This is a genomic window from Mucilaginibacter sp. KACC 22773 (genome assembly GCF_028736215.1).
Lineage (GTDB): Bacteria > Bacteroidota > Bacteroidia > Sphingobacteriales > Sphingobacteriaceae > Mucilaginibacter.
Genome location: NZ_CP117883.1, coordinates 3,506,395 through 3,530,508, shown reverse-complemented (window position 1 = coordinate 3,530,508; position 24,114 = coordinate 3,506,395). Strand labels below are relative to the sequence as shown.

Here is a 24,114-nt window from a genome sequence, read left to right as displayed (position 1 = left end):
ACAGAACATAATAAGCACTGCTTGGTTTAAATGGTATAATAAGCACTAATATGGAACTCAAAATAACACATCCTTTTTGGCAGGTTATGGGGTTGGGCGCTTTGGCCGGTATGCGGTCAACATCGGCACCGGTTATTGCCAGTCATATATTAAGCCATCATCAAACCAAACGACTTGATCATTCCCCGTTAAAATTTATGCAATCCAGGAATGTCGCGTTGGCACTGAAAATATTAGCCGTAGGCGAGATCATCGGCGATAAACTGCCCTCGGCAAAAGACCGGATTAAACCGGTTTCGGTTGTGTTCAGGATGATGTCTGGAGCGCTTGCCGGCGCAAGTATATATAAAGCAACAGGGGGCAACCCGGCTGCCGGCGCTTTAATTGGCGGCGCGGCGGCTTTTGCATCAACATTTGGCAGTTTTTGGTTACGTAAAGATGCTGTAAAAGCCAGCAATGTAACCGACCCGTTTGTTGGCGCTATTGAAGATGCCCTGGTAATTGGCAGTGGTATTGAATTTTCAAATGCAGCTTAAGCTTCGGCTTTGGGCTGCAAATATTTTTCAAGGTTACTAACCTCGTTCCTGATTCTTGGTAAGCTGCCAGGGTAGTTTTGCTGTATAAAGCCTACCAGGTTTTCGCGGACGTAGCAGCGCAGGTCAAACGCTTCTGATGAGTTGCGGGCACTCATGAGTACCCGTACCTCGATGTTGTTTTCTTTGGTATCCGTTACCTGTACCACCTGCACTTTTTTATCCCACAGCGGGCTTAAATTAATCAGCCGCTCAAACTCCGCACGGATAGCATCCAGCGGAATGGTATAATCCACATACAAAAACACGGTACCCAAAATTTCGGATGATGTCCGTGTCCAGTTTTGAAAGGGCTTGGTGATAAAGTAATTGATGGGGAGTATCAATCTTCGTTTGTCCCAGATGTTTAGTACTACATAGGTTAAGGTAATCTCTTCCACGCGCCCCCATTCGCCTTCAACAACCAGCACATCATCAATACGGATAGGCTGGGTAAACGCTATCTGGAAACCGGCCAGCAGGTTACCCAATGAGGTTTGCGCCGCAAAGCCCACAATAATACCGCCTATACCAACACCAGTTAGTAAACCTGTACCAATTTTGCGCATGCTGTCAAAACTAAGCAGGATGATGGCGATGGTTACAAACACAATAAGTACCACCAAAAATTTACGGATAAACTGAATTTGCGTACGCACCTTACGTTCAACCAGGTTATCGGCTTTATTAAGGTCGTAAGTGTGGTAAATATAATCTTCAAGTACGCTTATGGAGCGTACCAGGATGCCCGCGAATGATATGGTAAGGCAAATCTCAATTGTTTTATCAAGCGGACTAAGGTAGGCTTTATCCATCCGCATTAGCGGGATAAACAGGTTGAACAGGAACAAAGGAATAAAGTAGGTTATGGCCTTACCCAGGTTTACGATGACAGATCTGAAGAAAGAATAATCCGTAGCTTCTTTTTTTGCATAAACTTTAAATAATCGTGTAACTGCAACCTTTATGAGCAAACCTATCAGGATAGCTGTTACCATTATAATAAGGTTCCATAGGATGGCGGGGATTTGTTTAGAAAATTCAAGCAGATCAGGGGGCAGTCTGTTAACAATATTCATGCTTAATAATGTTAGTTAATTACTATCATAAATACTACGAATGTAAAATTGTTTTAACAACACGTAATGAAAGGGGACTTGGTACAGTTATGTATAGATTTTTTGATAGATTTGTTTAAAAAGTCAGGAATTTAGTTTTTATGCTGACTGGGATTTAATAATTGATACGGCAATGGCTACAACCCACGACCATCAGGATATAAAAAGGGAAAAGATATTAGAGGCATCGTACGAGCGTTTTTTACATTATGGTTATTCAAAAACCACGATGAATGAAATAGCCGGCGATCTTTCAATGTCAAAAGCACTGCTATATTATTACTTTCCGGATAAAAGCCAGCTATATATGGCCGTAATGCGAAAACTGGCTGTAGACTACCTGAAAAAACTGGAAGAAAAGGCTGATACATTCGGCAGCCTTAAAGAAGCTTTTGTGTTTCAGATAAACACCCATCACGATTTTATAGTAAGTAATTATAACTTTTTTGATTTTTTTAGGCTTAACGAGCAAAATTTGCCCGATACCATCTGGGAAATTGTTGAACAGGTGCACAAAGCCGAGCTTGCACTATTGGGCAACGCCGTTAAAAGCGAAATAGAAAAGGGCTGCATAAGCCCGATAGAAAAACCAGAGGAATTGGTAGACCTTTTATTGGATGCCATGCATGGCATCAGGGTAGGGGCCGTATCTCAAAAGAAAACCAGTTTCCCCCGCAAGGAGCACCTTGAAGAAATCAGGACCAAGAAGCTTTTGCTTACCGATATATTTATTAAGGGTTTGATGTATTGCTAACACTATAGGTTAAGTACCGATTGGTATAATACCGGTTAGTATATATGTCAGTATCCCGTAAAAATGAATCCGTTGCTCCACACAATCTGTATATTATAGATACCTTTGTTTAAACATTCAATTAATAGGCTTTGTAAAAGCATCTATCTATTAATTGTTTATAACTTCCTATTTAATAAGAGGTGATTGTTTTAGAGTGATTTAGCCGGATGAAGATTTATTTTTCATCCGGCTTTTTGCCTCTTACCCTCCGGCGTTCTGTACACTGTTAAATGATTTGCATTAAAGGGCTAAAAATGACTAACATCAATATTGTGTTTTTTAGTAAAACTTAGTTAGCATTTCACATTCACCCCTTTTTGTTTTAAAACCCTTTGTTGTTAAATTAATGCATCATATTCTGTCAGTTATGTTTTGTTTCGCCATTATGGATCAATTGATGCTGAAGCAGTACAACCGACCGCCCTTCAACCTGTATCGTTTCTTCTGCTTTAAATACTCCCTTTACTTTCTCGTTTGCTTTTTTATCTGTGTCAATCAAAAGCTCCCAGCTGGCCGCATATTCGGCAGTTGGCAGTTTGTAGTTTAATGGTTCACTATGGGCGTTAAAGATAATGTAAAAGCTATCGTCTATTATCTTATTACCTTCAGCGTTAACGCTATGTAACCCTAATCCGTTCAAAAAAACAGCAACTGATTTTGCAAAATCATGGTTCCAGTTATCTTCGCTCATTTCCGATCCACCCGGTAAAAACCAGGCGATATCGGCTACACCGCTTTTTTTTTCTACTTCGCCCTTAAACCAGTTCTTGCGTGAAAATGCCGCATGTTCTTTTCGCAATTTAATCAGCCTGCTCGTAAAGCCCATCAGATCTTTATCCATTGTGTCCCAGTTGATCCAGGATAATTCGTTGTCCTGGCAATAAGTATTGTTGTTGCCATTTTGGGTGCGGCTCATCTCATCGCCGGCAACAAGCATCGGTACTCCTTGCGATAGGAACAGGGTTGTCAGGAAATTTCGTTTTTGTTTTTCGCGCAATTCATTAATGGCTTCATCGTTAGTTGGGCCTTCAACACCGCAGTTCCAGGAGCGGTTGTGGCTTTCGCCATCGTTGTTATCTTCTCCGTTGGCTTCGTTATGTTTTTCGTTGTAGGTTACCAGGTCGTTCAGGGTAAAGCCATCATGGGCGGTTACAAAGTTGATGCTGGCTGTTGGCCTGCGGTATGATTTGTAAAGATCGGAACTGCCGGTAATCCTGTCGCCAAACTCGGCCAATGAGCTTTCGGTACCGCTCCAGAAATCACGGATGCTGTCGCGATATTTGCCGTTCCATTCGGCCCATCCCGGCGGAAACTTGCCTACCTGGTAGCCGCCTTCGCCAATATCCCACGGTTCGGCAATCAATTTTACCTGCGATATACAGGGGTCCTGGTGAATAATATCAAAAAAAGCGCTTAGCCGGTTTACCTCGTGCAGTTCGCGCGCCAGCGTAGCGGCGAGGTCAAACCTGAAACCGTCAACGTGCATTTCCAATATCCAGTAACGCAGGCTATCCATCATCAGGCGTAATACGTTGGGCAAATTGGCGTTTAGCGTGTTCCCTGTGCCTGTATAATCCATATAATACCGGTTATCCTCGGTCAGGCGATAGTAACAACAATTATCAATGCCGCGGAACGATAGGGTAGGCCCCATCTCGCTGCCTTCGCCGGTATGGTTATACACTACGTCAAGTATCACTTCAATGCCTGCCTTATGCAGCTCTTTTACCATGGTTTTAAATTCGGTTACCTGCTCGCCGAGCACACCGCTTGATGAGTAACGGGCATCGGGCGCAAAAAAGCCGATGGTATTATAGCCCCAATAGTTGGTTAAGCCTTTTTCAACCAGGTGCCTGTCATTTAAAAAATGATGGATAGGCATCAGTTCGATAGCGGTTATGCCAAGCGCTTTTAAATATTTGATAGTTACCGGATGACCGATGGCGGCATAAGTGCCCCTTATCTCTTTCGGAATATCGGGATGCATATTGGTGAAACCTTTAACGTGGGCTTCATATATCACCGAGTTAAAGTACTCGATACAAGGAGCAGCATCGCCCTCCCAATCAAAATTATGATCAACAACCACCGATTTGGGTACAAAGGCCGCGTTATCGGTTTCACTAAAACTCAAATCTTTTTCATCGCTGCCTATTTGGTAGCCAAAAAGGGAATCGTCCCAGTTAATGGTACCCGATATGGCTTTAGCGTAAGGATCAAGCAAAAGCTTGTTGGGGTTAAACCGATGGCCGTTCTCGGGATCATAGGGGCCGCTTACACGGTAACCGTAAAGCTGACCGGGTTTTAAACCGGGAATATAGATATGCCAGATGAGTTCGGAATATTCGGTAACCGGGATCCTTTCTGTTTCTACTTCATCTTCGGGGCTGTGAAACAAACAAAGGTCAACGCCGGTAGCGTTCTCGGAGTATAGTGTAAAGTTTACGCCCTTACCATCCCATGTTGCGCCAAGTGGGAATGATTTACCAGGGTATGTTGTTATTTTCATAGGGGATGAGGTACTTATCAAAAACTTAAATTATCAGCTATTTAAGGAAAAAGCGTTGGATTTGTTTGATCGTTATTTTTTTTTATTACTTGGTAACTGATAACCACATTGTAAAAAAATGAACACATTGGTTGCTTTGGGTTTAAAATTGTTAATTTATAATTGATGGTTGTAAATTAACTTATGTAGCTTTGTATATCTATTATAATAAACCTATGAGTAAAAAAATATTTGTTGTTGAAGACGATGCAGATCTGTCTGACGCGATACAGATGATCCTGCATGATGAGGGCTACCGTACCGTTGCTTCGTTGGATAAAAACTCAATAAAAGGGGTTATATTACACATGCCAGATATGGTGTTGGTTGATTATAAGCTTAAAGATGGCTTTGGGAGCGAACTTTGCGTTGCTATCAAAAAACATCCGTTAACCTATCATATACCTGTAATATTGATTTCCGGTTATCCTGATTTGGCCGATATTGCTAAGGCATGCGGTGCCGACGCCTGGTTGAGTAAACCATTTGAACTGGCCGATCTTACCCGCCTGGTTGACCATTATTTGAAACGCGCAGCTTAGCTAATAGTTAATTATTTTTTTTGTTTTGTAAACCGGAAAATGTTAAGCGGCCTGTATCTGGTGGCCCCGTTGATGGCAGTTATCGGCAAATTGTAAATATTAAATAAACTGTATCTGACGTTATTTCGCCGGCCCTAAATCCCTTATTTGCCTATCCTGTAACTTTGCAAAAAATATAACCATGCAGGTTGCGCCTATCATGGCGAACAACATATCTGATTGCGTATCCCAGATATCGCCCTGGGTGCCTAAAAATGAATCGCCGGATGAGCCTGAAGCCACGGATACAAACCACTCTAAAAACTCATATAACACACTGATAGTGGTACAAACGCAAACCGTCAGTACGGCCAGCCAGCAGCGTTTTTGGATAATATTTTTCCTGATGAATAATTCGCGGGTTATCAGGGCAGGTACAAAGCCCTGGGTAAAATGGCCAACTTTATCGTAGTTATTACGTGCCTGGTGAAAAAACTCTTTTACCCAATCAAACAACGGCACCAGCGCATATGTATAATGGCCTCCTATAAATAATACATAACAATGTGCCAGTATCATAATGTAAGTAAAATAACTGAACCTGAATTTGTTGAATGTTAAAACCAGGGCAATGAAACCTAAAATTGCCGGAAAAACTTCTAATATCCAGGTGAAATAGTCATGCGCGTATATGCCCGAGCCTATTAAGCCGGCAAAAAACAGGAACACTAACAGGTAGTATTTTTTCATGTTACAATATGAGTATTAATTTCGGATAGTCGCAACCTGCCCGATAATTTGTCGCGCCGGTACCGCATGATAAAGGGATATAGGTGTTAAATTTGAATCATAAACCTGGTGAAGATGAAAGACAATAACAACGACAATCCATTGCATAAACTTTCGAACCCGGCACGGCGCGCCTTAGCCAACGCCGGAATAACGGATATAAACCAGTTATCTGCGTGGCACGAAGCTGATTTTATGAAACTACATGGTACAGGCAAAAAAGGCCTTCAAATACTTAAAGCATTAATGGCCGAAAGGAATATTGCGTTTAGGCAAGCGTAAATTGCGCTATCAGCTTAAGTTAACATCGGGCGTTCCGGCTGCTTTTCGTTTCGATCGGATCTTCAATAGCTGATACAAAACGCCGATTACAAATGCGGCAACAAGCGCCATCAAGCCCATTTTAGCTACAGGATCATTAGGATCTGCGGCCAGCGGATGACTGATGGGTAACCTGGTTAAGGTTTCGATAGTTGCCGGTATCATGGAAAAAAATAGGGTGAGCGACATGATGAAAACCTGTACGTATTCGGCCGATTTCCCCAAAAAGCTAATTGATTTGGCGTAAATGCCTAAAGGTAAAACTGCTAAAACGATAACAGCCAGGGCATGGCCCGCAGTAAAGTGCCCGGTTTTCATGATGGGCAAAGCTGTAAGGCAACCGATGATTGTGAAAATGATATACAATTTACCCGGACCGCTTTTAGGATCGATTTTTCCCTGGCGAAACAAGGCATAAAGGGCAACAAGTACGGCGAGAATACTGATAGCAGTGTGGAAAATTCCGAGTGGAGATAGGTGATTAGGCATGATGTGATGTTTTAAGGGTAAGCTGCAATGTATTTAAAACAACCGGTTGTACTACCGGTTGTTCTAAGCTACATAAAACCGTTTATATTTGCAAGCCGCTATAAAACAAGTGTTTATTTTAATGCTTTGGCTATAGCTTCTTCGGTAACCTTTGCCATAATTTTATAACCTGCTGCATTGGGATGTACACCATCGGTTGTTAATTCGGCTTTTTGCCCATTGCGCTCATCAGCCAGTGGCGAAAAGTAGTCGAGCAAGGTAAAGTTATTAGCTTCGGCATACGCCTTAATTTCGTTATTTAAGCTGATGATCTTATCGGCCGGCTTAAGGCCTTTACGCCATGGATAATCAAATACCGGGAGGTATTGACAAAGGATTACTTTGATACCATGCAGCTTAGCTAATTCGGCCATCGAACGTACATTATCCATGATAGTTTGGTTACTCACATGCCCGGTATTGGCGGCAATATCGTTGCTGCCGGCCAGTATAATAACCGCTTTGGCTTTCAAATCAATTACATCCTGCCTGAAACGGATTAACAACTGCGGCGAAATCTGTCCGGAAATACCGCGGTCGAGATATGGACGGCCGGCAAAGAATTCGGGTACCCTGGCTTTCCAGAACTCAAATATCGAACTGCCTAAAAACACCACGCGCTTTTCGCCGGGCTTAGGTTCGCCTATCTGCTGGTTTTCTTTTTTATAGTGCGATAGGGCAGCCCAATCATCTTTAAAATCTTCTTTTGCCGTATCGGGTATGCTTTGCTGGCCATACAGATTTACAGCAAAACACAAGGATAAAGCCAGGAAAAAAGTGCGTTTCATAATTGGTTTTTTTGGTTCAAACAAAAATAGCAGAATTCTCCGCCCTACAATTTTGCAGGCGGTATTTAGGGCGGATTAGTTAAATATCGTCAAATTCTTCCCAGTTATTTTTCTTATTAATTTATTTAGATTAATTTATAGTTATGAAACCTTTATGTTTTTTTCTTGTTATCATTTTATATCTATTAACTATATGAAAACTTTTAACGAACATGAATCTGTGATCTATACCGATCCTGACGGCAATAAGATTGATACATTTGTGATATATGATACCGACAAAACTACCGGTCTTACACACATCAATCATATGAACTTGAGGGTGCCAACTGATAGTTTGCAACTACGCCCTGCGTCCATTGCCAAATGGAATTTACCAATGCAGGATGCTTTCAGCTTCCAGATATTTAAAAAACTTAAGGGTAAATACCAGGAACCTGCTATTCCAATTGTAAAGCGTACATTAACTGCCGAGCCTGGCTATAAGCTGGCGAACGCTTCTTAAATAATTAAAACAAAATATCATTCAATAAAAAACTCCGCCCTCTGATTACGAGGGCACTGAAAAAGTGGCTATTTATTAAAAGGGGCTGTTTTCGATATTGAAAACAGCCCCTTTTTCTTTGGCGGTGGTGGAGGGTGTTTTCGTATGGACGATTCTCAAGGCGTCCATTTTACTTATCTAAATCCTCTTTTAAGTCTTAAGACCTTTTTCAGTGCCCTCCTGATTACCAGGCGGAGTTTTTTTACGATATGGGCGGCGGCTTTATTAATTTGTTGCGCCGCCATTTACCAGCAGGTGCTGTCCATTAACAAATGACGACAGATCGCTTGCAAAAAATTCGGCAGCGTTGGCCACATCTTCAACTTCGGCCAGGCGGCCCATCGGGCAGCTATCAAGCAATTGTTTCCTTAATTCAGGATAACTACCGGCTTCGGCAAATATCCCTGAATGATCAACCGCAAAAGGGATAATAGAGTTTACAGTAATTCCTTTATGACCTATCTCTTTTGATAATATATCAACCAGGTAACGTGGCGTTGTTTTGCTGCCGCCATAAACAGCCATCCCTGGCACCGGAAATGATGTTGTGCTGGATGCTATGTAAATGATACGGCCGTTATCCTCTACATTTTTGGCTGCCTGTTGCATTGTAAAGTAAGTTCCTTTAGTGTTAATGGAAAATACCCTGTCAAACTGTTCTTCGGTAAAATCAACTACCGGAGTTTCTACAAGCTCGATACCTGCGTTGGCCACTACAATATCTATTTTACCGAATGCCTTTTTAGCTTCGGCAAACAATCTTTCAATATCAGCCACTTTGCTTACATCGGCTTGTACAGCTATAACCTTTGCGCCCATGGCGGCTATATTACTAACCACTTCTTCTGCCGATGCCTTATCCCGCGAATAATTGATTACAATATCGGCCCCTAACGCCGCGTAGCGCTCAGCTATCGCCTTACCTAATCCACGTGCCGATCCTGTTATTAATGCTACCTTATTATTTAATGAGTTCATGATTTCTATGTTTTGCTATTTGATATTTTTGTCTTTAATTCTCGATTCTAACCTCTTAACTCTGCTTTAAGCCATCGCGCCATTTGCGCCAATGTTTTGCGCACTTATCCATTTGGCGTCGTCGCTGGCCAGGAATACTACTATTTTGGCAATATCTTCAGGCTCGCCGATACGGTTAAAGGCCGAGAGTGATGCCAGCCGGTCAATTACTTCCTGTGGTTTGCCCTTGGTAAACAATTCGGTATTGGTAGGGCCCGGAGATACGGAGTTTACATTGATGCCCCTTGCGCCAACCTCTTTGCTAAATACACGGGTTAGTTGCTCAACTGCTGCTTTGGTGGCAACATAAGTACCATAAGTTGGCATCATTACCCGGGTAGTAGTTGACGAGAAATTTATAATGCTGCCGTTATCGGCCAGCTTGGTTGCTGCCTGGCGCATAGTATTAAACGTGCCGCGTACATTGATGTCAAACTGGCGGGTAAAATCCTCGTCGGTAGTATCTTTCAGGAGTTTGGTTATCATGATGCCGGCGTTGTTTACCAATACGTCAATTTTGCCATAGTGTGCAATGGCGGCATCAAACATGGCGGCTACTTCATCGGCTTTGCTTACATCGGCTTGCAGGGCTATAGCATCGCCACCGGCTGCTTTAATGGAGTTTACGGTTTGTGCGGCTGCTTCAAATCCGCCGGCGTAATTAATAATTACTTTTGCACCGGCTTGTGCCAGTTTGTGGGCTACTGCTGCACCAATGCCTCTTGAGGCCCCGGTTACTAAAATTACTTTTCCTGCTAATGTGTTCATGGTTTCCTTTGTTGTTTTATGTTGATGTCTTGTTTGTTTCGACATAACAAAGGTGAGGTTTGAGGGTACCTCAAATGATACACATATTAAAGCATTACATATAAATATCTAAGATGTAGCGGCTATGTGCTGTTTCCTGAATAAGACTGGCGACAGACCCGTATGTTTTTTAAAGTAATTGCTAAAATGGGTCGACTCGGAAAAGCCCAACCTGTAGGCAATCTCCTTAATAGCTATAGTTGAGTTTTGCAGCAATGCCCTGGCTTCCGATATGGTTTTTTCCGTTATCCAGGTGCCAATGGGCTTACCGGTTTTTATTTTGATAACGTTGCTCAGGTAATTAGGGTGCAGGCTTTGGGCATCGGCATAATCCTGTACCCGGTATGCTTTTTCAATTAAGCCATTACCCAGGTCGCGGTAATGTTTTTCCAGCATTCGTTTAAACTCTTTTACAATTTGCGAACTGCGGTTGCCTTCATAAATGGGGTTATAGTCCTTCCAAAAGTATTCCTTTATCTTTAACAACAATACCACAAACAGGTTCCCGATGATACGGTTACGATAAGCACTGTGATTTTGATATTCCTTATTTATCAGCAGGTACAGCTGCTCAAACTCCGAAAATGCATCTGATGACAGAACGCGGGGCTGAACCGTTTCGGCAAGCAGGAACGGAAACTCTTCAAAAATATCCTTGTGAACATTCTCTTTCAGGAATGATTCGCTAAGCGTAATCAGGTATATTTCTTCTATCTTATGCCAGTTATATGATTTATAATGCCCCGGATTTGTAAAATATATAGTTCCGGGTACAGTATCAAACACCAGTTCATCGGTTGTATACCTGCCATATCCGTTTTTTACAAATACAAACGAGAAAAAGTTAGGCCTGAAAATGAGCGATTGATAGGGGAGGATAGTATGCACATCCTTCAGGTTATGAATAGCAAAATCGGTTTTTTCATCAATACCATCCGCAGGCAATCCAAAATGGATGTATTGCTCTTTAAGATTGTTAAAAATTAGTTTTTCCTCGTCTTTCATAGTCAGCTACCTGCATCTAAGTTAATGTAATCGATTTATCTAACAGTCTGTGTTTTTGCAGCTAAATTTTTTGCTAAACATAATTTAAAGTTTATGTAAAATGATTGTTATAATTTATTACATTGTACTTAAATTCATTTTTTAAAAAGTAGGCGGTTTTAACTTTATTATGTCTGAAAGTATTGTAGGTGTTTATGGCGACAATGTTGCAACGTGGCTTGCCTTTAAAGAGGGCAGTTGGGACGCCTATACCCAGCTTTACAATGATTATTTTAAAGTACTCAATAATTATGGGTACAAATTTACCCGCGATGTAAACATTATTGAGGATGCTATTCATGACTTGTTTATTAAACTTTGGACAAACCGGGCAGGCCTCGGCAATCCGGTGTCGGTAAAAAACTATTTATATAAATCGCTTCGCGGTATTATTTTTCGCAAAATGCAGGGGCAATCGCGTTTTGTGGATTTGGAATCAGAAACCGATTACAATTTTTCTTTCGAGATCTCATTTGATCACCAGATTATTGCCAATGAAGAGGAACGCGAGCTTCAGCATAAAATAAAAACGGTAGTAAAAACTTTGCCGGCCAGGCAGCAGGAAATCATCTACCTGCGTTTTTACGAAGGCCTGGGCTATGAGGAGATATCCGATATTATGGAAATCAACATCAACTCTACTTATAAGCTGCTTTACAAAGCGTTCAACAACTTGCAGGGCGCGCTAAAAACTTCAAAACTGGTCATTGTAATTGGCCTTTATGGCTGTTTAGGTACCCATATTCACTCAAATTAAATTTATTTTTATTTAGGAGGGATAATTCCCATATGCTCATGTATATAAGGTTAAAATCAGAAACTTATATAGCATGGAGATTGCAAAATACGGCACTTATACCCTACAGGATTTTTTAGATGATGACGCTTTTCTTCAGTTCGTTATCAACCCCACTAAAAATGATATCAACTTTTGGCAATCGGTTACAGCTATGTACCCTGCTCAAAAAGAAATTATTGACGAAGCTACCCAAATTATATTGGCTTACCGTAAGCAGGATGTTTTCACAAACGAAGCAAACCAACAAAAAGTTTGGAACCGTATTGAAGGTACATTACACGGTAAAAGGACAGTAAAACAAAAAGTATTCCGCTTAAACACCTTCTTGCGTGTAGCCGCGATGATCTTATTGGTATCATCAGTTGGAATAGCGTTCTGGATGCTGAAATACAATTCAAAGAATGAAGTAGTTACCGCTTTTGGCGAATTGCGTACCGTTACCCTGCCCGATAATTCGATAGTGATACTTAACGGTAACTCCAAATTATCATATGCCAATAACTGGGACAAAAAGGCGAGGGAAGTTTGGATCAGCGGTGAAGGTTTTTTCAGTGTAAAACATATTAATAAAGATCCCCGCCATATAAAAGCTACCGAAAGATTTATTGTGCATTGCAACGATGTTAATATCGAAGTGTTAGGCACCTCCTTTAACGTACGTAACAGACATAATAAAACCAATGTAGGCCTGGTAAGTGGTAAAATTATGCTCGAATATCTCGACCAGGCATCGCATAACAACCGGTTGCTGGTGATGAAACCGGGCGATTATGTGGAATACGCACACCGGAAGGTGGTAACCCAAAAGAAGCTTGCTGTGCCCGAGAAATTAACACAGTGGACAAACCACCAATTACTTTTTAACAATGCTACGTTATCACAAATCGGCGAGGTCATGACCGACGATTATGGATATCACATTGATTATACCGACCCGGCTATTGCCAATCTGAAAATTGAAGGAGAGATAAGTGTATCAAACGTTGACGAACTTTTGGAAACTATCTCCACTACATTATCGGTAAAGGTCACCCAAACAGACAAAAACATCACAATCACAAAAAATTAACCCCTAAACAACTCATTTATGCGAAAATTTGACTTTTCAACTTTTTTAAAATGTTGCTGTTTCTTGTTGGTGTTGCTCGGCCAGTCGGTTTACGGCTACGCTCAGCTGGCGCTTACCAGCAATAACAGGTTTCATACAAAAGCCCCTGGCTATGCCATGCAGCAGGTTGCCGAAAACAAAGTGCTGTTAAAGGACGCGCTTGAAAATATCAAAAAGCAATTCAATGTACAAATTGCTTACCAGGAAGGGTTGCTGGATAATAAATTTATACCGGTAAGCTTATTTAACAACGCCAAGCAGTTTAACCTTGATGAAAACCTGAAACAGTTACTGGCAGCTTTTCAGCTGGAATACCGAAAAATCAATGATAGCCAGATCTCTATCTACTCGATAAGAGAAACTACCGTTAATACCGCGCCGGTAGTTGCCGCTGTGTTAATAGGTAAAGTGGTTGACGAAAAAGACGGCCTGCCTGTTATTGGTGCATCGGTATATTTAAAGGCCGATCCTAAAATCGGGACTTCAACTGATGTAATGGGTAATTTTAAACTGGTGGTTCCCGATAAATTCACCGGGAAACCATTAACCTTATTGATTGCTTATATTGGTTATAATAAAGAGGAAGTTACCGTAACGGATTTAACATCGCCTGTTCAAATAAAATTGAAACAGAATAACAGCACGCTTAACGAGGTTGTGGTAACCGCACTTGGTATCAGTAAGCAAAGAAAATCATTGGGTTACTCTGTTACCGAAGTTAAAGGAGCCGAGTTTACCCAGGCCCGCGAAAATAACGTTGCCAATGCGCTTACTGGTAAAGTAGCGGGTGTAAATGCTGCAGGTTTATCAACAGGACCGGGCGGTTCAAGCCGTATAGTTATACGTGGTAATGGTGGCCTTGCCGGCGATAACCAACCCCTTTACGTAGTAAACGGTATGCCTATTGATAATAGCGTACCCGGCGGTGCACCAACCGTAAACGGTATTACCAATAACGTTGACCGCGGCGATGGTATAGCCGCTTTAAACCCTGACGACATCGAGTCCATCAGCGTATTAAAGGGAGGTACTGCGGCGGCTTTGTATGGTTCACGGGCAGCAAACGGTGTTATATTAATTACCACCAAAAAAGGAAGGGTTCAAAAAGGAGTAGGAGTTGAATATAATTCAACGGCCACTTATGATAACGTTGCAGTTTTTCCAGATTATCAATATGAATATGGCCAGGGTGATGGCGGCGTAAAACCAACAACGTTGGCCACTGCCCAGGGCACCGGCAGGCGTTCGTGGGGTGCAAAAATTGACGGTTCGACAGATTATGTTGCTGTTGATGGTAAAACACATCCTTATACTGCTCAAAAAGATAACCTTAAAAATTATTATCAAACCGGGAGTACTTACACCAATAGCCTTGCATTCCTGGGCGGCAATGAGGCCATCACATATCGTTTCTCGGCTGCCGACCTGAATAGCAAAGGTATTTTGCCGGGTACAACTTATGATCGTAAAACCTTTAACCTGGCTTTAACCAGTAAGTTAACCAATAAAATATCCATAGAAGCATTGGCGCAGTATAATATCGAAACTGGTCATAATCGCACCGGGGCCGGTGATGCATTGGGAAACCCTAACTGGACTCCGCTTGAGGTTGCAAATACCGTTGATATACGCTGGCTTAAACCAGGCTACGATGCCAACGGTAATGAGCAGGTGTGGAATGATGCCGCCATCGCTTCAAATGGTTACTTCGTGATTAATAAATTTAAAGAAGATGACGTTAAAGATCGTTTTATAGGTCAGGGGTCAGTATCGTACACACCGATAACGAACCTGATTTTCAAAGCCACCTTAAGTCGCGACTTTTTTAATTACAATTATTCAAACATACTACCAACAGGTACATTGTACGTTCCCAATGGGCAATATCAGTCGATAAAGTCAGATGTGTCTGAAACCAACGAACTGGTGACCGTATCATACAAAACAAAAATTGTAAGCGATTTTAATGGCTCGGTATTAGGCGGTGTAAACAGTCGTAAAAACATAACAAATCAACAAACCGTAAATGGTTCGCAGTTTGTTATTCCTTATTTTTACAGCTCAACCAACCTTGCCACAACGTCAACTACTCCTTATAATGCCAAAATAGTTACTAACTCGGTGTTTGGTTCGGCCGATTTTGATTACAAAAGCCTTGTATTCTTATCATTCACCGGCCGAAAGGATTGGTTTTCTACATTAAGCTCTAAAAATAACAGCATTTTTTATCCAAGTGTGGGTGGTAGCTTTATATTGTCAGATGCTGTTAAACTACCTCAGTTTTTTACCCTGGCCAAGCTGAGGGCCTCATGGGCGCAGGTAGGCGGTGGTGCTCCTGATCCTTATGTAATTAATCTTACTTATAGCAATGTTCCAAGTGCCGGGCAGCCATTACAAAATGTTACCAGTAATAACATTACCAATAGTGCGCTTAAACCTTACACCTCTACGACTACCGAAGCGGGTCTTGAATTGCAGATGCTGCAGAATCGCTTAGGCATTGATGTTACCTTATATGATCGTAAAACCACAAATGATATTGTAAATACGGCTATCTCATCAACTTCGGGTTATAATAATGTAATCCTGAATGTTGGCGAAGTGCGTAACAAGGGTATCGAGGTTGCTTTAAACGGTTCGCCTGTAAAATCAAAAGAATTTAGCTGGAACGTTAACTATAATGTTGCATATAACGACAATAACGTAGTAAAACTTGCCCCTGGCCTGTCGACAATTCAAATGGCGACATCTGTAAATGGTTATGCGTTGTTAAATAATACAGAGGGAATGTCATTTGGTACTTTATATGGAACACATATGGTTAAAAACAGCAGCGGACAAGTGGTATTCAATGCAACTACAGGTTTGCCTGTTCAATCAGCATATGAACCACTCGGCAAAAGCGTTGCTCCGCTTACCATGGGTTTAACTAACGAATTCAGGTACAAACGTTTTTCATTAAACTTCCTGCTTGATGGTAAGTTTGGTAATAAGGTGTTCTCATTAATGGAGGTGTACGCTACCCGTTTAGGTTTAATGAAATCAACGCTGCCTGGCCGTGAAAATGGTTTAGTGCTAAATGGTGTAGATCAAACCGGGGCTGCTTATACGCGCACCGTACCGGTAAGTGGCTTACGTACATATTATGACAACTATAAAATTTATTCAGACCTGTTTACCCATGACGGAAGCTTTGTAAAACTTCGCCAGGTTATTTTGTCATATAATTTACCCGGTCTCGATCTTAAAAAGATTCATATTCAGTCGGCAAGTATTTCATTGGTGTCGCGTAACCTGTGGACGCTTTACAAAAAGACAAAGAATTTTGATCCCGAAGAGAGCTTCACCAACAGTAACACGCAGGGTTTTGAATCCATTGGTTTGCCGCGTACCCGCTCACTTGGTGTAAACCTGGCCATTAAATTCTAATATCTAAAGTTGATTAAGATGAAAAGACACATATCAAAATATACTTCGTGTTTGCTGTTAATGCTTGGCATTATGGCAACACAATCATGTACTAAAAACTTCGATACGCTAAACGTAAACCCCAACGCGTCTTCAAAAGCTGTTCCTCAATATATATTTACCAAAGCTGAGTATGATGGTACGGCCCGCATGCTTGATTTATTACTGGGAACCATGCAATATACTACCAGCTTTAATGATGTTGCAGGTTTTGGCAGTAAATACGTTTTAGCTCAAAGCCAGCAGTCGTTTGCGGCGTTCGCCAATGCTTATCCTAACGAGATCAACGAATTGGTGGAGGTTATAAAGGCAGCAGGCACCGATGCATCGCAGGTTAACCTGGTTGCCGAGGCACGCATCTGGCGGGTATATTGTTTTAGCAGGCTTACCGATTTGTATGGAGATATTCCATACTCACAGGCCGGCCAGGGTTATAACAGCTCTATTTATAAACCCGCATATGATGCGCAGAAAGATATATATGCAGATATGCTGAAAGAACTTGACCAGGCTGCTACATCGCTTGACGCCAGTAAAGCAACTTTTGGCGCTGCCGATCTGATTTACGGGGGAAGCACTGATAAATGGAAAAAATTCGCCTACTCATTAATGTTAAGATGCGCTATGCGCATGACCAAGGTTGATTTAACTTCGGCGCAGTCATGGGCAACAAAAGCTATAGCCGGCGGTGTGATATTAAACGATGCCGACATTGCCAAAGTGTCGTATGTTGGGTCGGGCCAGGATATCAATAAAAATCCGTTGGCAAATGATCTTTGGAACAATGATTACATTGCTCAAAACGGAACAACCAATACCGAAGGCGGCAAATATCAGGAACCATTTATCACTTACCTGAAAGCCAATAAAGACCCGCGTTTAGGTGTTGTGTCTATAGTTTATAACGCAGGCGTTGCCGATACAACTTCATCAATACAAAAAGGCATGTCGGCTTCATTAAATGCCAAGCCGGCCGATTTTGTAACTTACTCTGAACCTAACCCTAAAACTATCCTGCTTTTAAACTCTCCCCGTTTGGTATTTACTGCTGCCGAAAGCTATTTTCTGCTTGCAGAGGCTGCCTCAAGAGGATGGTATAGCGCGACTACTGCATCGTCATTGTACGAGAGCGGCATCGCGGCATCTATGCGCCAGTGGGCTATTATTGGCGGCAGTGCGGGCGCAATAAGCGATGCCCAGATTAATACCTATATCAATTACCATAAGTTTAATTCGGCAGGTACGCTTGACCAAAAAATGGCGCAGATTTATACCCAGTTTTGGATCGGTATTTTCCCGGATGCGCAGGAGGTATTTGCTACCTACAGGCGTACGGGATATCCGGCTTTGGTGCCTAATAATTATGTAGGTAATGCCACAGGCGGCAAAATATTCCGGAGGATGTTGTACCCTATATCCGAGCAAAATCTTAATGCCGCATCCTATGCTGCTGCAATAGCGCGGCAGGGTGCCGATGAGTTTCTGACAAGGATGTGGTGGGATAAATAATGCATTCGTGTTAATAAATTGATAGATTTGGTTTAAGGAAGGGTTTGGCTGCCCTTCCTTTTTTTATTTTTAATAATGATGAGAAGATATTTTTGTTTGTTAGTGCTGGTGATATGTTGCAATGGAGCCATTGCACAAAACGACCTGGTGAAAGATGACAACGCGAGTAACTATAACCTGAACAAGCCCGAACGGGAACTTTGGCTAAAAAATACGGGTTTGGGCCTGTTTATCCATTTTAGTATGGATGGGCAGTTGGGTGTAGTTATCAGCCACTCACTGGTAGGCGCAAGCGATGATTACGTGAACCGCTATTTTACCGAATTGCCGAAAACTTTTGATCCATCAAAATTCGACCCGCACCAAATAGCTGTTTTGGCCAAACTTGCCGGCATGAAGTATATTGTTATTACCACCAAGCACCACTCTGGCTTTTGTATGTGGGATACTAAAACTACCGGTTTTAATATTACCAACACACCCTATAAAAAAGACCTGTTAAAAGAATTTGTTGATGCCACACGTGAAGTAGGCCTGCAGGTGGGTTTTTATTTTTCGCCTGAGGATTTTAATTTTTTGCGTGATCACCATATCGCGATAAGCCGTACGGATGTTAAAATGGATGTTGCTACCCGCAAAGCCTACGACGATTATACACGGCAACAGTGCGAGGAGCTAATGACCAAATACGGCAAAATAGATGTGCTTTTTATTGATGGCGACCCCAAAGAAATTGTAAAGCAGACCTGCTGGAAATTACAACCCGATTTGCTGATCACCCGCGGGGCTATTAAAACACCCGAGCAGATTATGCCGGGGGCAATGATCAACGAACCATGGTTATCATGCATTACCATGGGTACCGCGTGGGGCTATCAGCCAACCAATGAGCGTTATAAATCGGGCAGCCAGCTGATTGGTTTATTGATAGAAGCCAGAGCGAAAGGCGGTTCGCTGTTACTGAACGTTGGCCCTAAACCTAACGGCGAACTACCTATAGAACAGGAAGAACGGTTGCGCGAAATGTCGGCATGGTATTTTATCAACCGCGAATGTATTGACGATGTACGGAGTTGGGTTGTAAGCAAAGAGAGAAATATTTGGTTTACCCAAAAAGGCGGGCATACACTTTATGCCATAGTAACCGATGCCGCCGACTGGAAGGAAGGTGCGCGTAAAACGTTCCTGATCCGTTCGGCAATTAGTATGCCCGACACCAAAATAAGCGTTTTGGGGCAAAATAGCCAGGTAATTGAATATAAAAAAGATGACGTAAGCTGCAAATATACCCAAACTACCAAAGGCTTAGAAGTCTCTGTAGTGAAAGCGCAGCGTATTTATGACGATCATCGCTGGCCAAACCCCGTTGTTATTAAGTTAGATAATGTAAACCCCGCGTTTAAAGAAGCCGTTATTGTTGAAACCGGTGCTTCAGCTTTATCAAAGGGAGGAGTGATATTAAAAGGACGAATAACAAACTACAAAACTACAACAGTAAAACTGGCCCGTTTTGATTACAGGCCTTATAGTGGCCAGGTAGAAACACTTTACGCCGGCAAATGGACAGCCAGCGTCTGGGTACCTGTTAAACCCGATGGTAGCTTTGAACTTACCTTGCCTTTAAAAGGCAGTTATGAATATAAGGCCGTAGCACAACAGGAAAATGTAGAAGTGGAAGGCGAGAACAAGCTACTGAGATAAAAAGCACCCGGTTTGATGTTTTACAAATAAACGCTAACGATTTGTAAATAATTTGAATTAAGGTGCTACTTTTATCGGCAGGGAAAATTAATCGTCCTGCAAAAGCAAGTTATGTTTAAATCGTTATTATTAACCGCCATTTCATTCGTGTTGGCTGTGCAGCTAAGCCACGCCAAGATAACATTACCATCTGTTTTTAGCGACAATATGGTTTTGCAGCAAAAAACCAAAGCTGCTATATGGGGAAAGACTGAACCGGGAAAAAAAGTCGTTATTTCAACATCATGGTCCGGTAAAAAATATGCCACCGGCGCGGATGCCGATGGCAACTGGAAAATAAAGGTTGCAACCCCATCCTATGGCGGGCCATTTACCATTTCTATATCAGATGGGGAGGTGCTGGAACTGAAGAACGTAATGATAGGCGAAGTTTGGCTATGTTCGGGCCAGTCGAACATGGAGATGCCGGTAGCGGGCTGGGGAAAGATAAACGATTATGAAAAGGAAATGGCGGCAGCCAGCTATCCCAATATCCGCCTGTTACAGGTTGAGCGTGTAACCAGCAACATCCCGCTGGCCGATGCTAAGGTAACCAAAGGCGGCTGGGTACCCTGCACACCCGAAAACGTAGCCGAATTCTCGTCGGCAGCCTATTTTTTTGCAAGGGAGATTTATCAAAAAACCGGTATGCCCATCGGCCTCATTCATACCTCCTGGGGCGGTACCATTGCCGAGGCCTGGACAAGTGGAACAGCATTAAGAGCAATGCCTGAGTTTGTTGAGCCGGTAACTACGGTTGAAACAGAAAATAAAGAAGAAGCCCAAAAAACCTACCTGGATAAAACGCAGCAATGGCAAAACCTTATTGCCCAAAAAGATTCGGGATACAGCGATGGCAAGCCGGTTTGGCTTGCGCCTGACCTGGACGTTTCAAAATGGCATGATATGGTTTTACCGGCTACGCTGGAGAAAACATTGCCCAATTTTGATGGCGTTATCTGGTTACATAAAAAAATTATTATTCCTGATGATTGGGCCGGCAAGCCTGTTAAATTAAGCTTAGGTGCGGTGGATGATGCCGATGTTACCTGGTTCAATGGCGAAAAAGCAGGCGAAACCGCCGTTTATAATACGCCAAGGATGTATACCATACCCGGTAACCTGGTTAAGGCCGGCGAAAATATTATAACTATCAGGGTGTATGATGCTACAGGCAATGGAGGCCTTTACAGTGATGCCAAATTACTTTACCTTGCCAACGATAACGGACAGCAAATCCCCCTGAATAGTGCATGGCAATACCATATAGGGCTCAACCTTAAGACCATGCCGCCTTTTCCAATGGATCCTAAAAGGCCAAACAGGCCTTCGGTATTGTTTAACGCAATGATTAACCCATTTATTCAATATGCTATTAAAGGGGTTATCTGGTATCAGGGAGAAGCAAATACGGGCAGGGCATATCAATACCGCCAGTTATTTCCCACCATGATCAACGATTGGCGTGCCAGGTGGGGCGAGGGTAATTTCCCTTTTTATTTTGTGCAGCTGGCCAATTACTACATTACCGATCCGCAGCCTTCAGCATCTGGTTGGGCCGAATTAAGGGAAGCACAACTTAAAGCACTCTCGCTGCCCAACACCGGCATGGCGGTTGCCATTGATTTGGGCGGTTATGATATCCACCCCAAAAATAAACAGGAAGTTGGGCGCAGGCTGGCCTTAAATGCCCTTGGCAAAAATTATGGCGAAAAGATTGATTATTCGGGTCCTATATTTCAGAAATATGCCGTCGACAATAATAAAATAACCATTTCATTTAAATATAACAATGGCCTTAAAACAGCCGACGGCCAACCACTAAAAGGGTTTGCCATTGCCGGCGCTGACCAAAAATTTTATTGGGCCGATGCTGTAATTGTTGGCGATAAAGTTGTAGTGAGCAGTACACAGGTAAGTAACCCGGTAGCCGTTAGATATGCCTGGGGAATTAACCCGGTATGTAATTTGTACAACGCTGCAGGTCTGCCTGCGTCGCCGTTCCGCACGGATGAATGGCCGGGTGTTACCTTAAATAAGAAGTAGTTTAGGAGCAGGGCTACCCATATAAAGTGGGTTAACATAACTTAACACATTTTAAGTACTTTATAGTATAAGCATTTGACAGTCATTAGCTTATACTTTTTTCATGGTTAACACTAAACTGATGTTTTACACAACTTAAGCGTACCCAAATGTTTGTACCTGTTGCCAGCCAAAACAAGTTCGGAAATGACCTGGATTTTTTAACTGGGATTGGTAAATAGATCCCTCGTACCTACCCATGGCATGTTATAAATAACCCCTTTGTCATTCTGAGTGTTAAAATTTCGCGAAATTCTGAAGGTGAAATGACATACTTTTGTTAACGCTGTGCAGTGTGGCCGGTCGAGTTATAGTGCTTCGTGCCTGTGTCTGAGTATGGTTCCGAAGATAGAGTCTGAAGGTATGGTACGATCCTGTTTACAGTGATTTGTCCGATGGGTAGCCTGTTTTTCCTTATACTCCTTCGGGCACAGCTTATTTAAAACAAGCTTGATATGGAAAAAATGCGTACACATGCAGCCGGTATAGATATTGGCTCCCGTCATGTTTTCGTTGGCCTGGAAAGCGGCCCTGTCCGTAGCTTTGAAACCTTTACCGGCGATCTGGTAGCACTTAGTAAATATTTACTGGAGAACCGGGTAACTACAGTGGCGATGGAAGCTACAGGTGTTTACTGGTATGTACTTCATGATATCCTGTCAGATGCAGGGTTAGATGTGTGGCTGGTCGACGGCCGCCAAACCAAACAGTTGCCTGGAAGAAAGACAGATGTGAAAGACTGCCAGTGGATCCAGCAGTTACATAGTTATGGTTTACTGAACCGTTGCTACGTTTCTGAGGGGCTGCTCAAGGAGCTACGTAGTTACCAGCGATTACGTGAAGACCACCTCCGGAGTGCCTCGATGCATATTCAGCATATGCAAAAGGCCCTGATCGAAATGAATATCCGTTTACCGGAAGTATTAAGTCAGATACATGGGGCCAGTGGAAAAGCCCTTATAACAGCAATCCTTTCCGGTGAAAGAGACCGTTATAAGCTGCTTGCTCTCTGCCACAAAAAAATCAAAGATAAAAAGAGCGAAGAAGTATTAAAGGCTTTGGAGGGCCATTACACGCCACATGGGCTTTTTGCCCTGGAGCAGGCTTATAAGGCATATCTTTTTTATCAAGGCCAGATCTTGGAGTGTGACCGGAAAATAGATAGCACCTTGCAACAGATTAATAAAGACAAACAACTACCGCCCGGTACAAATACCGGAAATAGAAAACCGATCAGGCACAATAAGCCCCAGGTTAAAGACCTTGGCGGGCATTTGCTGAAAATATTTGGTGGCCGGGATGCCACCAGGCTTCCCGGCTTTACAGATTATAACTGGTTACAGTTATATACAGAAATTGGAGCCGATTTAAGCCAGTGGTCGACGGAAAAACGGTTTGCCAATTGGCTTGGGGTATCTCCCGGTCAGAACCGTTCGGGCAAGAAAAACAAAAGTAAAAGCAAAGGAAAACCTACCGCCGGCCAGATATTCAAGGAAATGGCGTGCGGCTTGCTAAACAGCAAATACATTGGATGGGGAGCATTCGCCAGACGGTTAAGAGGAAGAAAAGGTCCGGCGATAGCCATCAAAGCAACTGCCAGAAAATTGGCTATTCAATATTGGCGTTTAATGGTTAAAGGGAGCGATTTTGTAGAAAAAGGCATAGAGGCATATGATAACATGCTTAAAGAGCAGAAGCAAAGGAATTTACAAAAGCTCGCTATCGAATTTAATGTGGACTTAGTACCTATATAATTCGATATGTCATGGGTAGGCACGAAGCATCTATTCGCAAACTTATTGGCGGTTATGCATGGCGTACAATAGATCCTTCGCTATCGCTCAGGATGACAGAAAATGAAACTTGTCATGGGTAACGGAGTGAAAAATCTGTTAATCGACATGCATCGCCGACGGACAAGTTCGCGAATAGATCCTTCACTACGGGATGACAATCCTCTTATTGTGTGTTATTTCCCGTTCAGAATTTTGCAAAATTTTATCATTCAGGAT

Annotated in this window: 20 protein-coding genes; 12 read left to right on the top strand and 8 right to left on the bottom strand. The window is 42.4% G+C overall.

What is annotated here, in order from left to right; translation table 11 throughout:
• Positions 1-50 precede the first annotated feature (50 nt).
• Positions 51-536 (top strand): DUF4126 family protein, encoded by a 486-nt coding sequence (locus PQ469_RS14655; protein ID WP_274213631.1) that lies wholly within the window; start codon positions 51-53, stop codon positions 534-536.
• Here the strand turns inward: PQ469_RS14655 and PQ469_RS14650 are convergent.
• Positions 533-1,651: a mechanosensitive ion channel family protein gene (locus PQ469_RS14650; RefSeq protein ID WP_274213630.1), complete on the bottom strand. Its 1,119-nt coding sequence runs from the start codon at positions 1,649-1,651 to the stop codon at positions 533-535. The two genes, PQ469_RS14655 and PQ469_RS14650, sit on opposite strands and share 4 nt — an antisense overlap.
• A 172-nt stretch (positions 1,652-1,823) precedes the next feature.
• On the opposite strand from PQ469_RS14650, the gene PQ469_RS14645 reads away from it, so the two are divergent.
• On the top strand, positions 1,824-2,444 hold the full coding sequence (locus tag PQ469_RS14645; RefSeq protein ID WP_090652663.1) for a TetR/AcrR family transcriptional regulator: 621 nt from the start codon (positions 1,824-1,826) through the stop codon (positions 2,442-2,444).
• Positions 2,445-2,847: 403 nt separating this feature from the next.
• Here the strand turns inward: PQ469_RS14645 and glgX are convergent, their stop codons facing one another.
• The gene (glgX, locus tag PQ469_RS14640; RefSeq protein WP_274213629.1) at positions 2,848-4,995 is read right to left on the bottom strand and encodes a glycogen debranching protein GlgX; all 2,148 of its coding nucleotides are present in this window, start codon (positions 4,993-4,995) and stop codon (positions 2,848-2,850) included.
• Between the two features lie 215 nt (positions 4,996-5,210).
• Between glgX and PQ469_RS14635 the strand changes: the two genes are divergently transcribed.
• On the top strand, positions 5,211-5,576 hold the full coding sequence (locus PQ469_RS14635; RefSeq protein WP_090652661.1) for a response regulator: 366 nt from the start codon (positions 5,211-5,213) through the stop codon (positions 5,574-5,576).
• 120 nt (positions 5,577-5,696) lie between these two features.
• On the opposite strand, the gene PQ469_RS14630 is transcribed toward PQ469_RS14635, so the two are convergent.
• Complete coding sequence (locus PQ469_RS14630) at positions 5,697-6,305, bottom strand: DUF2238 domain-containing protein (RefSeq protein ID WP_274213628.1); 609 nt, start codon at positions 6,303-6,305, stop codon at positions 5,697-5,699.
• Between the two features lie 114 nt (positions 6,306-6,419).
• Between PQ469_RS14630 and PQ469_RS14625 the strand changes: the two genes are divergently transcribed.
• Positions 6,420-6,626 carry a helix-hairpin-helix domain-containing protein gene (locus PQ469_RS14625; protein WP_274213627.1) on the top strand — a complete coding sequence of 69 codons (207 nt, stop codon included), beginning with the start codon at positions 6,420-6,422 and terminating at the stop codon, positions 6,624-6,626.
• Positions 6,627-6,635: 9 nt separating this feature from the next.
• Here the strand turns inward: PQ469_RS14625 and PQ469_RS14620 are convergent, their stop codons facing one another.
• Both PQ469_RS14620 and PQ469_RS14615 read right to left on the bottom strand, forming a co-directional pair.
• A complete protein-coding gene (locus PQ469_RS14620; protein WP_274213626.1) occupies positions 6,636-7,154 on the bottom strand; it encodes a DUF2306 domain-containing protein in 519 nt (172 codons plus the stop codon).
• Positions 7,155-7,267: 113 nt separating this feature from the next.
• Positions 7,268-7,981 carry an SGNH/GDSL hydrolase family protein gene (locus tag PQ469_RS14615; RefSeq protein ID WP_274213625.1) on the bottom strand — a complete coding sequence of 238 codons (714 nt, stop codon included), beginning with the start codon at positions 7,979-7,981 and terminating at the stop codon, positions 7,268-7,270.
• Between the two features lie 193 nt (positions 7,982-8,174).
• Here PQ469_RS14615 and PQ469_RS14610 point away from each other — a divergent pair, with 193 nt between their 5' ends.
• Positions 8,175-8,486: a hypothetical protein gene (locus tag PQ469_RS14610; protein ID WP_274213624.1), complete on the top strand. Its 312-nt coding sequence runs from the start codon at positions 8,175-8,177 to the stop codon at positions 8,484-8,486.
• 264 nt (positions 8,487-8,750) lie between these two features.
• Here the strand turns inward: PQ469_RS14610 and PQ469_RS14605 are convergent, their stop codons facing one another.
• From PQ469_RS14605 to PQ469_RS14595, 3 genes are all read right to left on the bottom strand, one after another.
• Entirely contained in the window at positions 8,751-9,503 is a 753-nt protein-coding gene (locus PQ469_RS14605; RefSeq protein ID WP_274213623.1) for a glucose 1-dehydrogenase, read from the bottom strand.
• A 66-nt stretch (positions 9,504-9,569) separates the two neighbouring features.
• Positions 9,570-10,310 carry an SDR family oxidoreductase gene (locus PQ469_RS14600; protein WP_274213622.1) on the bottom strand — a complete coding sequence of 247 codons (741 nt, stop codon included), beginning with the start codon at positions 10,308-10,310 and terminating at the stop codon, positions 9,570-9,572.
• 108 nt (positions 10,311-10,418) lie between these two features.
• Complete coding sequence (locus PQ469_RS14595) at positions 10,419-11,354, bottom strand: helix-turn-helix domain-containing protein (RefSeq protein ID WP_274213621.1); 936 nt, start codon at positions 11,352-11,354, stop codon at positions 10,419-10,421.
• A 169-nt stretch (positions 11,355-11,523) separates the two neighbouring features.
• Between PQ469_RS14595 and PQ469_RS14590 the strand changes: the two genes are divergently transcribed.
• The 7 genes from PQ469_RS14590 to PQ469_RS14560 all read left to right on the top strand — a co-directional run bounded on the left by PQ469_RS14590 (position 11,524) and on the right by PQ469_RS14560 (position 23,856).
• Positions 11,524-12,150: an RNA polymerase sigma factor gene (locus PQ469_RS14590; RefSeq protein WP_274213620.1), complete on the top strand. Its 627-nt coding sequence runs from the start codon at positions 11,524-11,526 to the stop codon at positions 12,148-12,150.
• A gap of 73 nt (positions 12,151-12,223) precedes the next feature.
• Positions 12,224-13,261, top strand: a complete 1,038-nt coding sequence (locus PQ469_RS14585; protein WP_274213619.1) for a FecR family protein — start codon at positions 12,224-12,226, stop codon at positions 13,259-13,261.
• An 18-nt stretch (positions 13,262-13,279) separates the two neighbouring features.
• The gene (locus PQ469_RS14580) at positions 13,280-16,729 is read left to right on the top strand and encodes a SusC/RagA family TonB-linked outer membrane protein (RefSeq protein ID WP_274213618.1); all 3,450 of its coding nucleotides are present in this window, start codon (positions 13,280-13,282) and stop codon (positions 16,727-16,729) included.
• An 18-nt stretch (positions 16,730-16,747) separates the two neighbouring features.
• Positions 16,748-18,277, top strand: a complete 1,530-nt coding sequence (locus PQ469_RS14575) for a SusD/RagB family nutrient-binding outer membrane lipoprotein (protein WP_274213617.1) — start codon at positions 16,748-16,750, stop codon at positions 18,275-18,277.
• A gap of 75 nt (positions 18,278-18,352) precedes the next feature.
• Entirely contained in the window at positions 18,353-19,978 is a 1,626-nt protein-coding gene (locus PQ469_RS14570) for an alpha-L-fucosidase (RefSeq protein ID WP_274213616.1), read from the top strand.
• A 111-nt stretch (positions 19,979-20,089) separates the two neighbouring features.
• The gene (locus PQ469_RS14565; RefSeq protein ID WP_274213615.1) at positions 20,090-22,063 is read left to right on the top strand and encodes a sialate O-acetylesterase; all 1,974 of its coding nucleotides are present in this window, start codon (positions 20,090-20,092) and stop codon (positions 22,061-22,063) included.
• A 494-nt stretch (positions 22,064-22,557) separates the two neighbouring features.
• On the top strand, positions 22,558-23,856 hold the full coding sequence (locus PQ469_RS14560) for an IS110 family RNA-guided transposase (protein WP_274213614.1): 1,299 nt from the start codon (positions 22,558-22,560) through the stop codon (positions 23,854-23,856).
• The last annotated feature ends 258 nt before the right edge of the window (positions 23,857-24,114 follow it).

Coding starts and splice junctions, on each gene's coding strand:
- PQ469_RS14655 (WP_274213631.1), top strand. CDS start 51: ATGGAACTCAAAATAACACATCCTTTTTGGCAGGTTATGGGGTTGGGC.
- PQ469_RS14650 (WP_274213630.1), bottom strand. CDS start 1,651: ATGAATATTGTTAACAGACTGCCCCCTGATCTGCTTGAATTTTCTAAA.
- PQ469_RS14645 (WP_090652663.1), top strand. CDS start 1,824: ATGGCTACAACCCACGACCATCAGGATATAAAAAGGGAAAAGATATTA.
- glgX (WP_274213629.1), bottom strand. CDS start 4,995: ATGAAAATAACAACATACCCTGGTAAATCATTCCCACTTGGCGCAACA.
- PQ469_RS14635 (WP_090652661.1), top strand. CDS start 5,211: ATGAGTAAAAAAATATTTGTTGTTGAAGACGATGCAGATCTGTCTGAC.
- PQ469_RS14630 (WP_274213628.1), bottom strand. CDS start 6,305: ATGAAAAAATACTACCTGTTAGTGTTCCTGTTTTTTGCCGGCTTAATA.
- PQ469_RS14625 (WP_274213627.1), top strand. CDS start 6,420: ATGAAAGACAATAACAACGACAATCCATTGCATAAACTTTCGAACCCG.
- PQ469_RS14620 (WP_274213626.1), bottom strand. CDS start 7,154: ATGCCTAATCACCTATCTCCACTCGGAATTTTCCACACTGCTATCAGT.
- PQ469_RS14615 (WP_274213625.1), bottom strand. CDS start 7,981: ATGAAACGCACTTTTTTCCTGGCTTTATCCTTGTGTTTTGCTGTAAAT.
- PQ469_RS14610 (WP_274213624.1), top strand. CDS start 8,175: ATGAAAACTTTTAACGAACATGAATCTGTGATCTATACCGATCCTGAC.
- PQ469_RS14605 (WP_274213623.1), bottom strand. CDS start 9,503: ATGAACTCATTAAATAATAAGGTAGCATTAATAACAGGATCGGCACGT.
- PQ469_RS14600 (WP_274213622.1), bottom strand. CDS start 10,310: ATGAACACATTAGCAGGAAAAGTAATTTTAGTAACCGGGGCCTCAAGA.
- PQ469_RS14595 (WP_274213621.1), bottom strand. CDS start 11,354: ATGAAAGACGAGGAAAAACTAATTTTTAACAATCTTAAAGAGCAATAC.
- PQ469_RS14590 (WP_274213620.1), top strand. CDS start 11,524: ATGTCTGAAAGTATTGTAGGTGTTTATGGCGACAATGTTGCAACGTGG.
- PQ469_RS14585 (WP_274213619.1), top strand. CDS start 12,224: ATGGAGATTGCAAAATACGGCACTTATACCCTACAGGATTTTTTAGAT.
- PQ469_RS14580 (WP_274213618.1), top strand. CDS start 13,280: ATGCGAAAATTTGACTTTTCAACTTTTTTAAAATGTTGCTGTTTCTTG.
- PQ469_RS14575 (WP_274213617.1), top strand. CDS start 16,748: ATGAAAAGACACATATCAAAATATACTTCGTGTTTGCTGTTAATGCTT.
- PQ469_RS14570 (WP_274213616.1), top strand. CDS start 18,353: ATGATGAGAAGATATTTTTGTTTGTTAGTGCTGGTGATATGTTGCAAT.
- PQ469_RS14565 (WP_274213615.1), top strand. CDS start 20,090: ATGTTTAAATCGTTATTATTAACCGCCATTTCATTCGTGTTGGCTGTG.
- PQ469_RS14560 (WP_274213614.1), top strand. CDS start 22,558: ATGGAAAAAATGCGTACACATGCAGCCGGTATAGATATTGGCTCCCGT.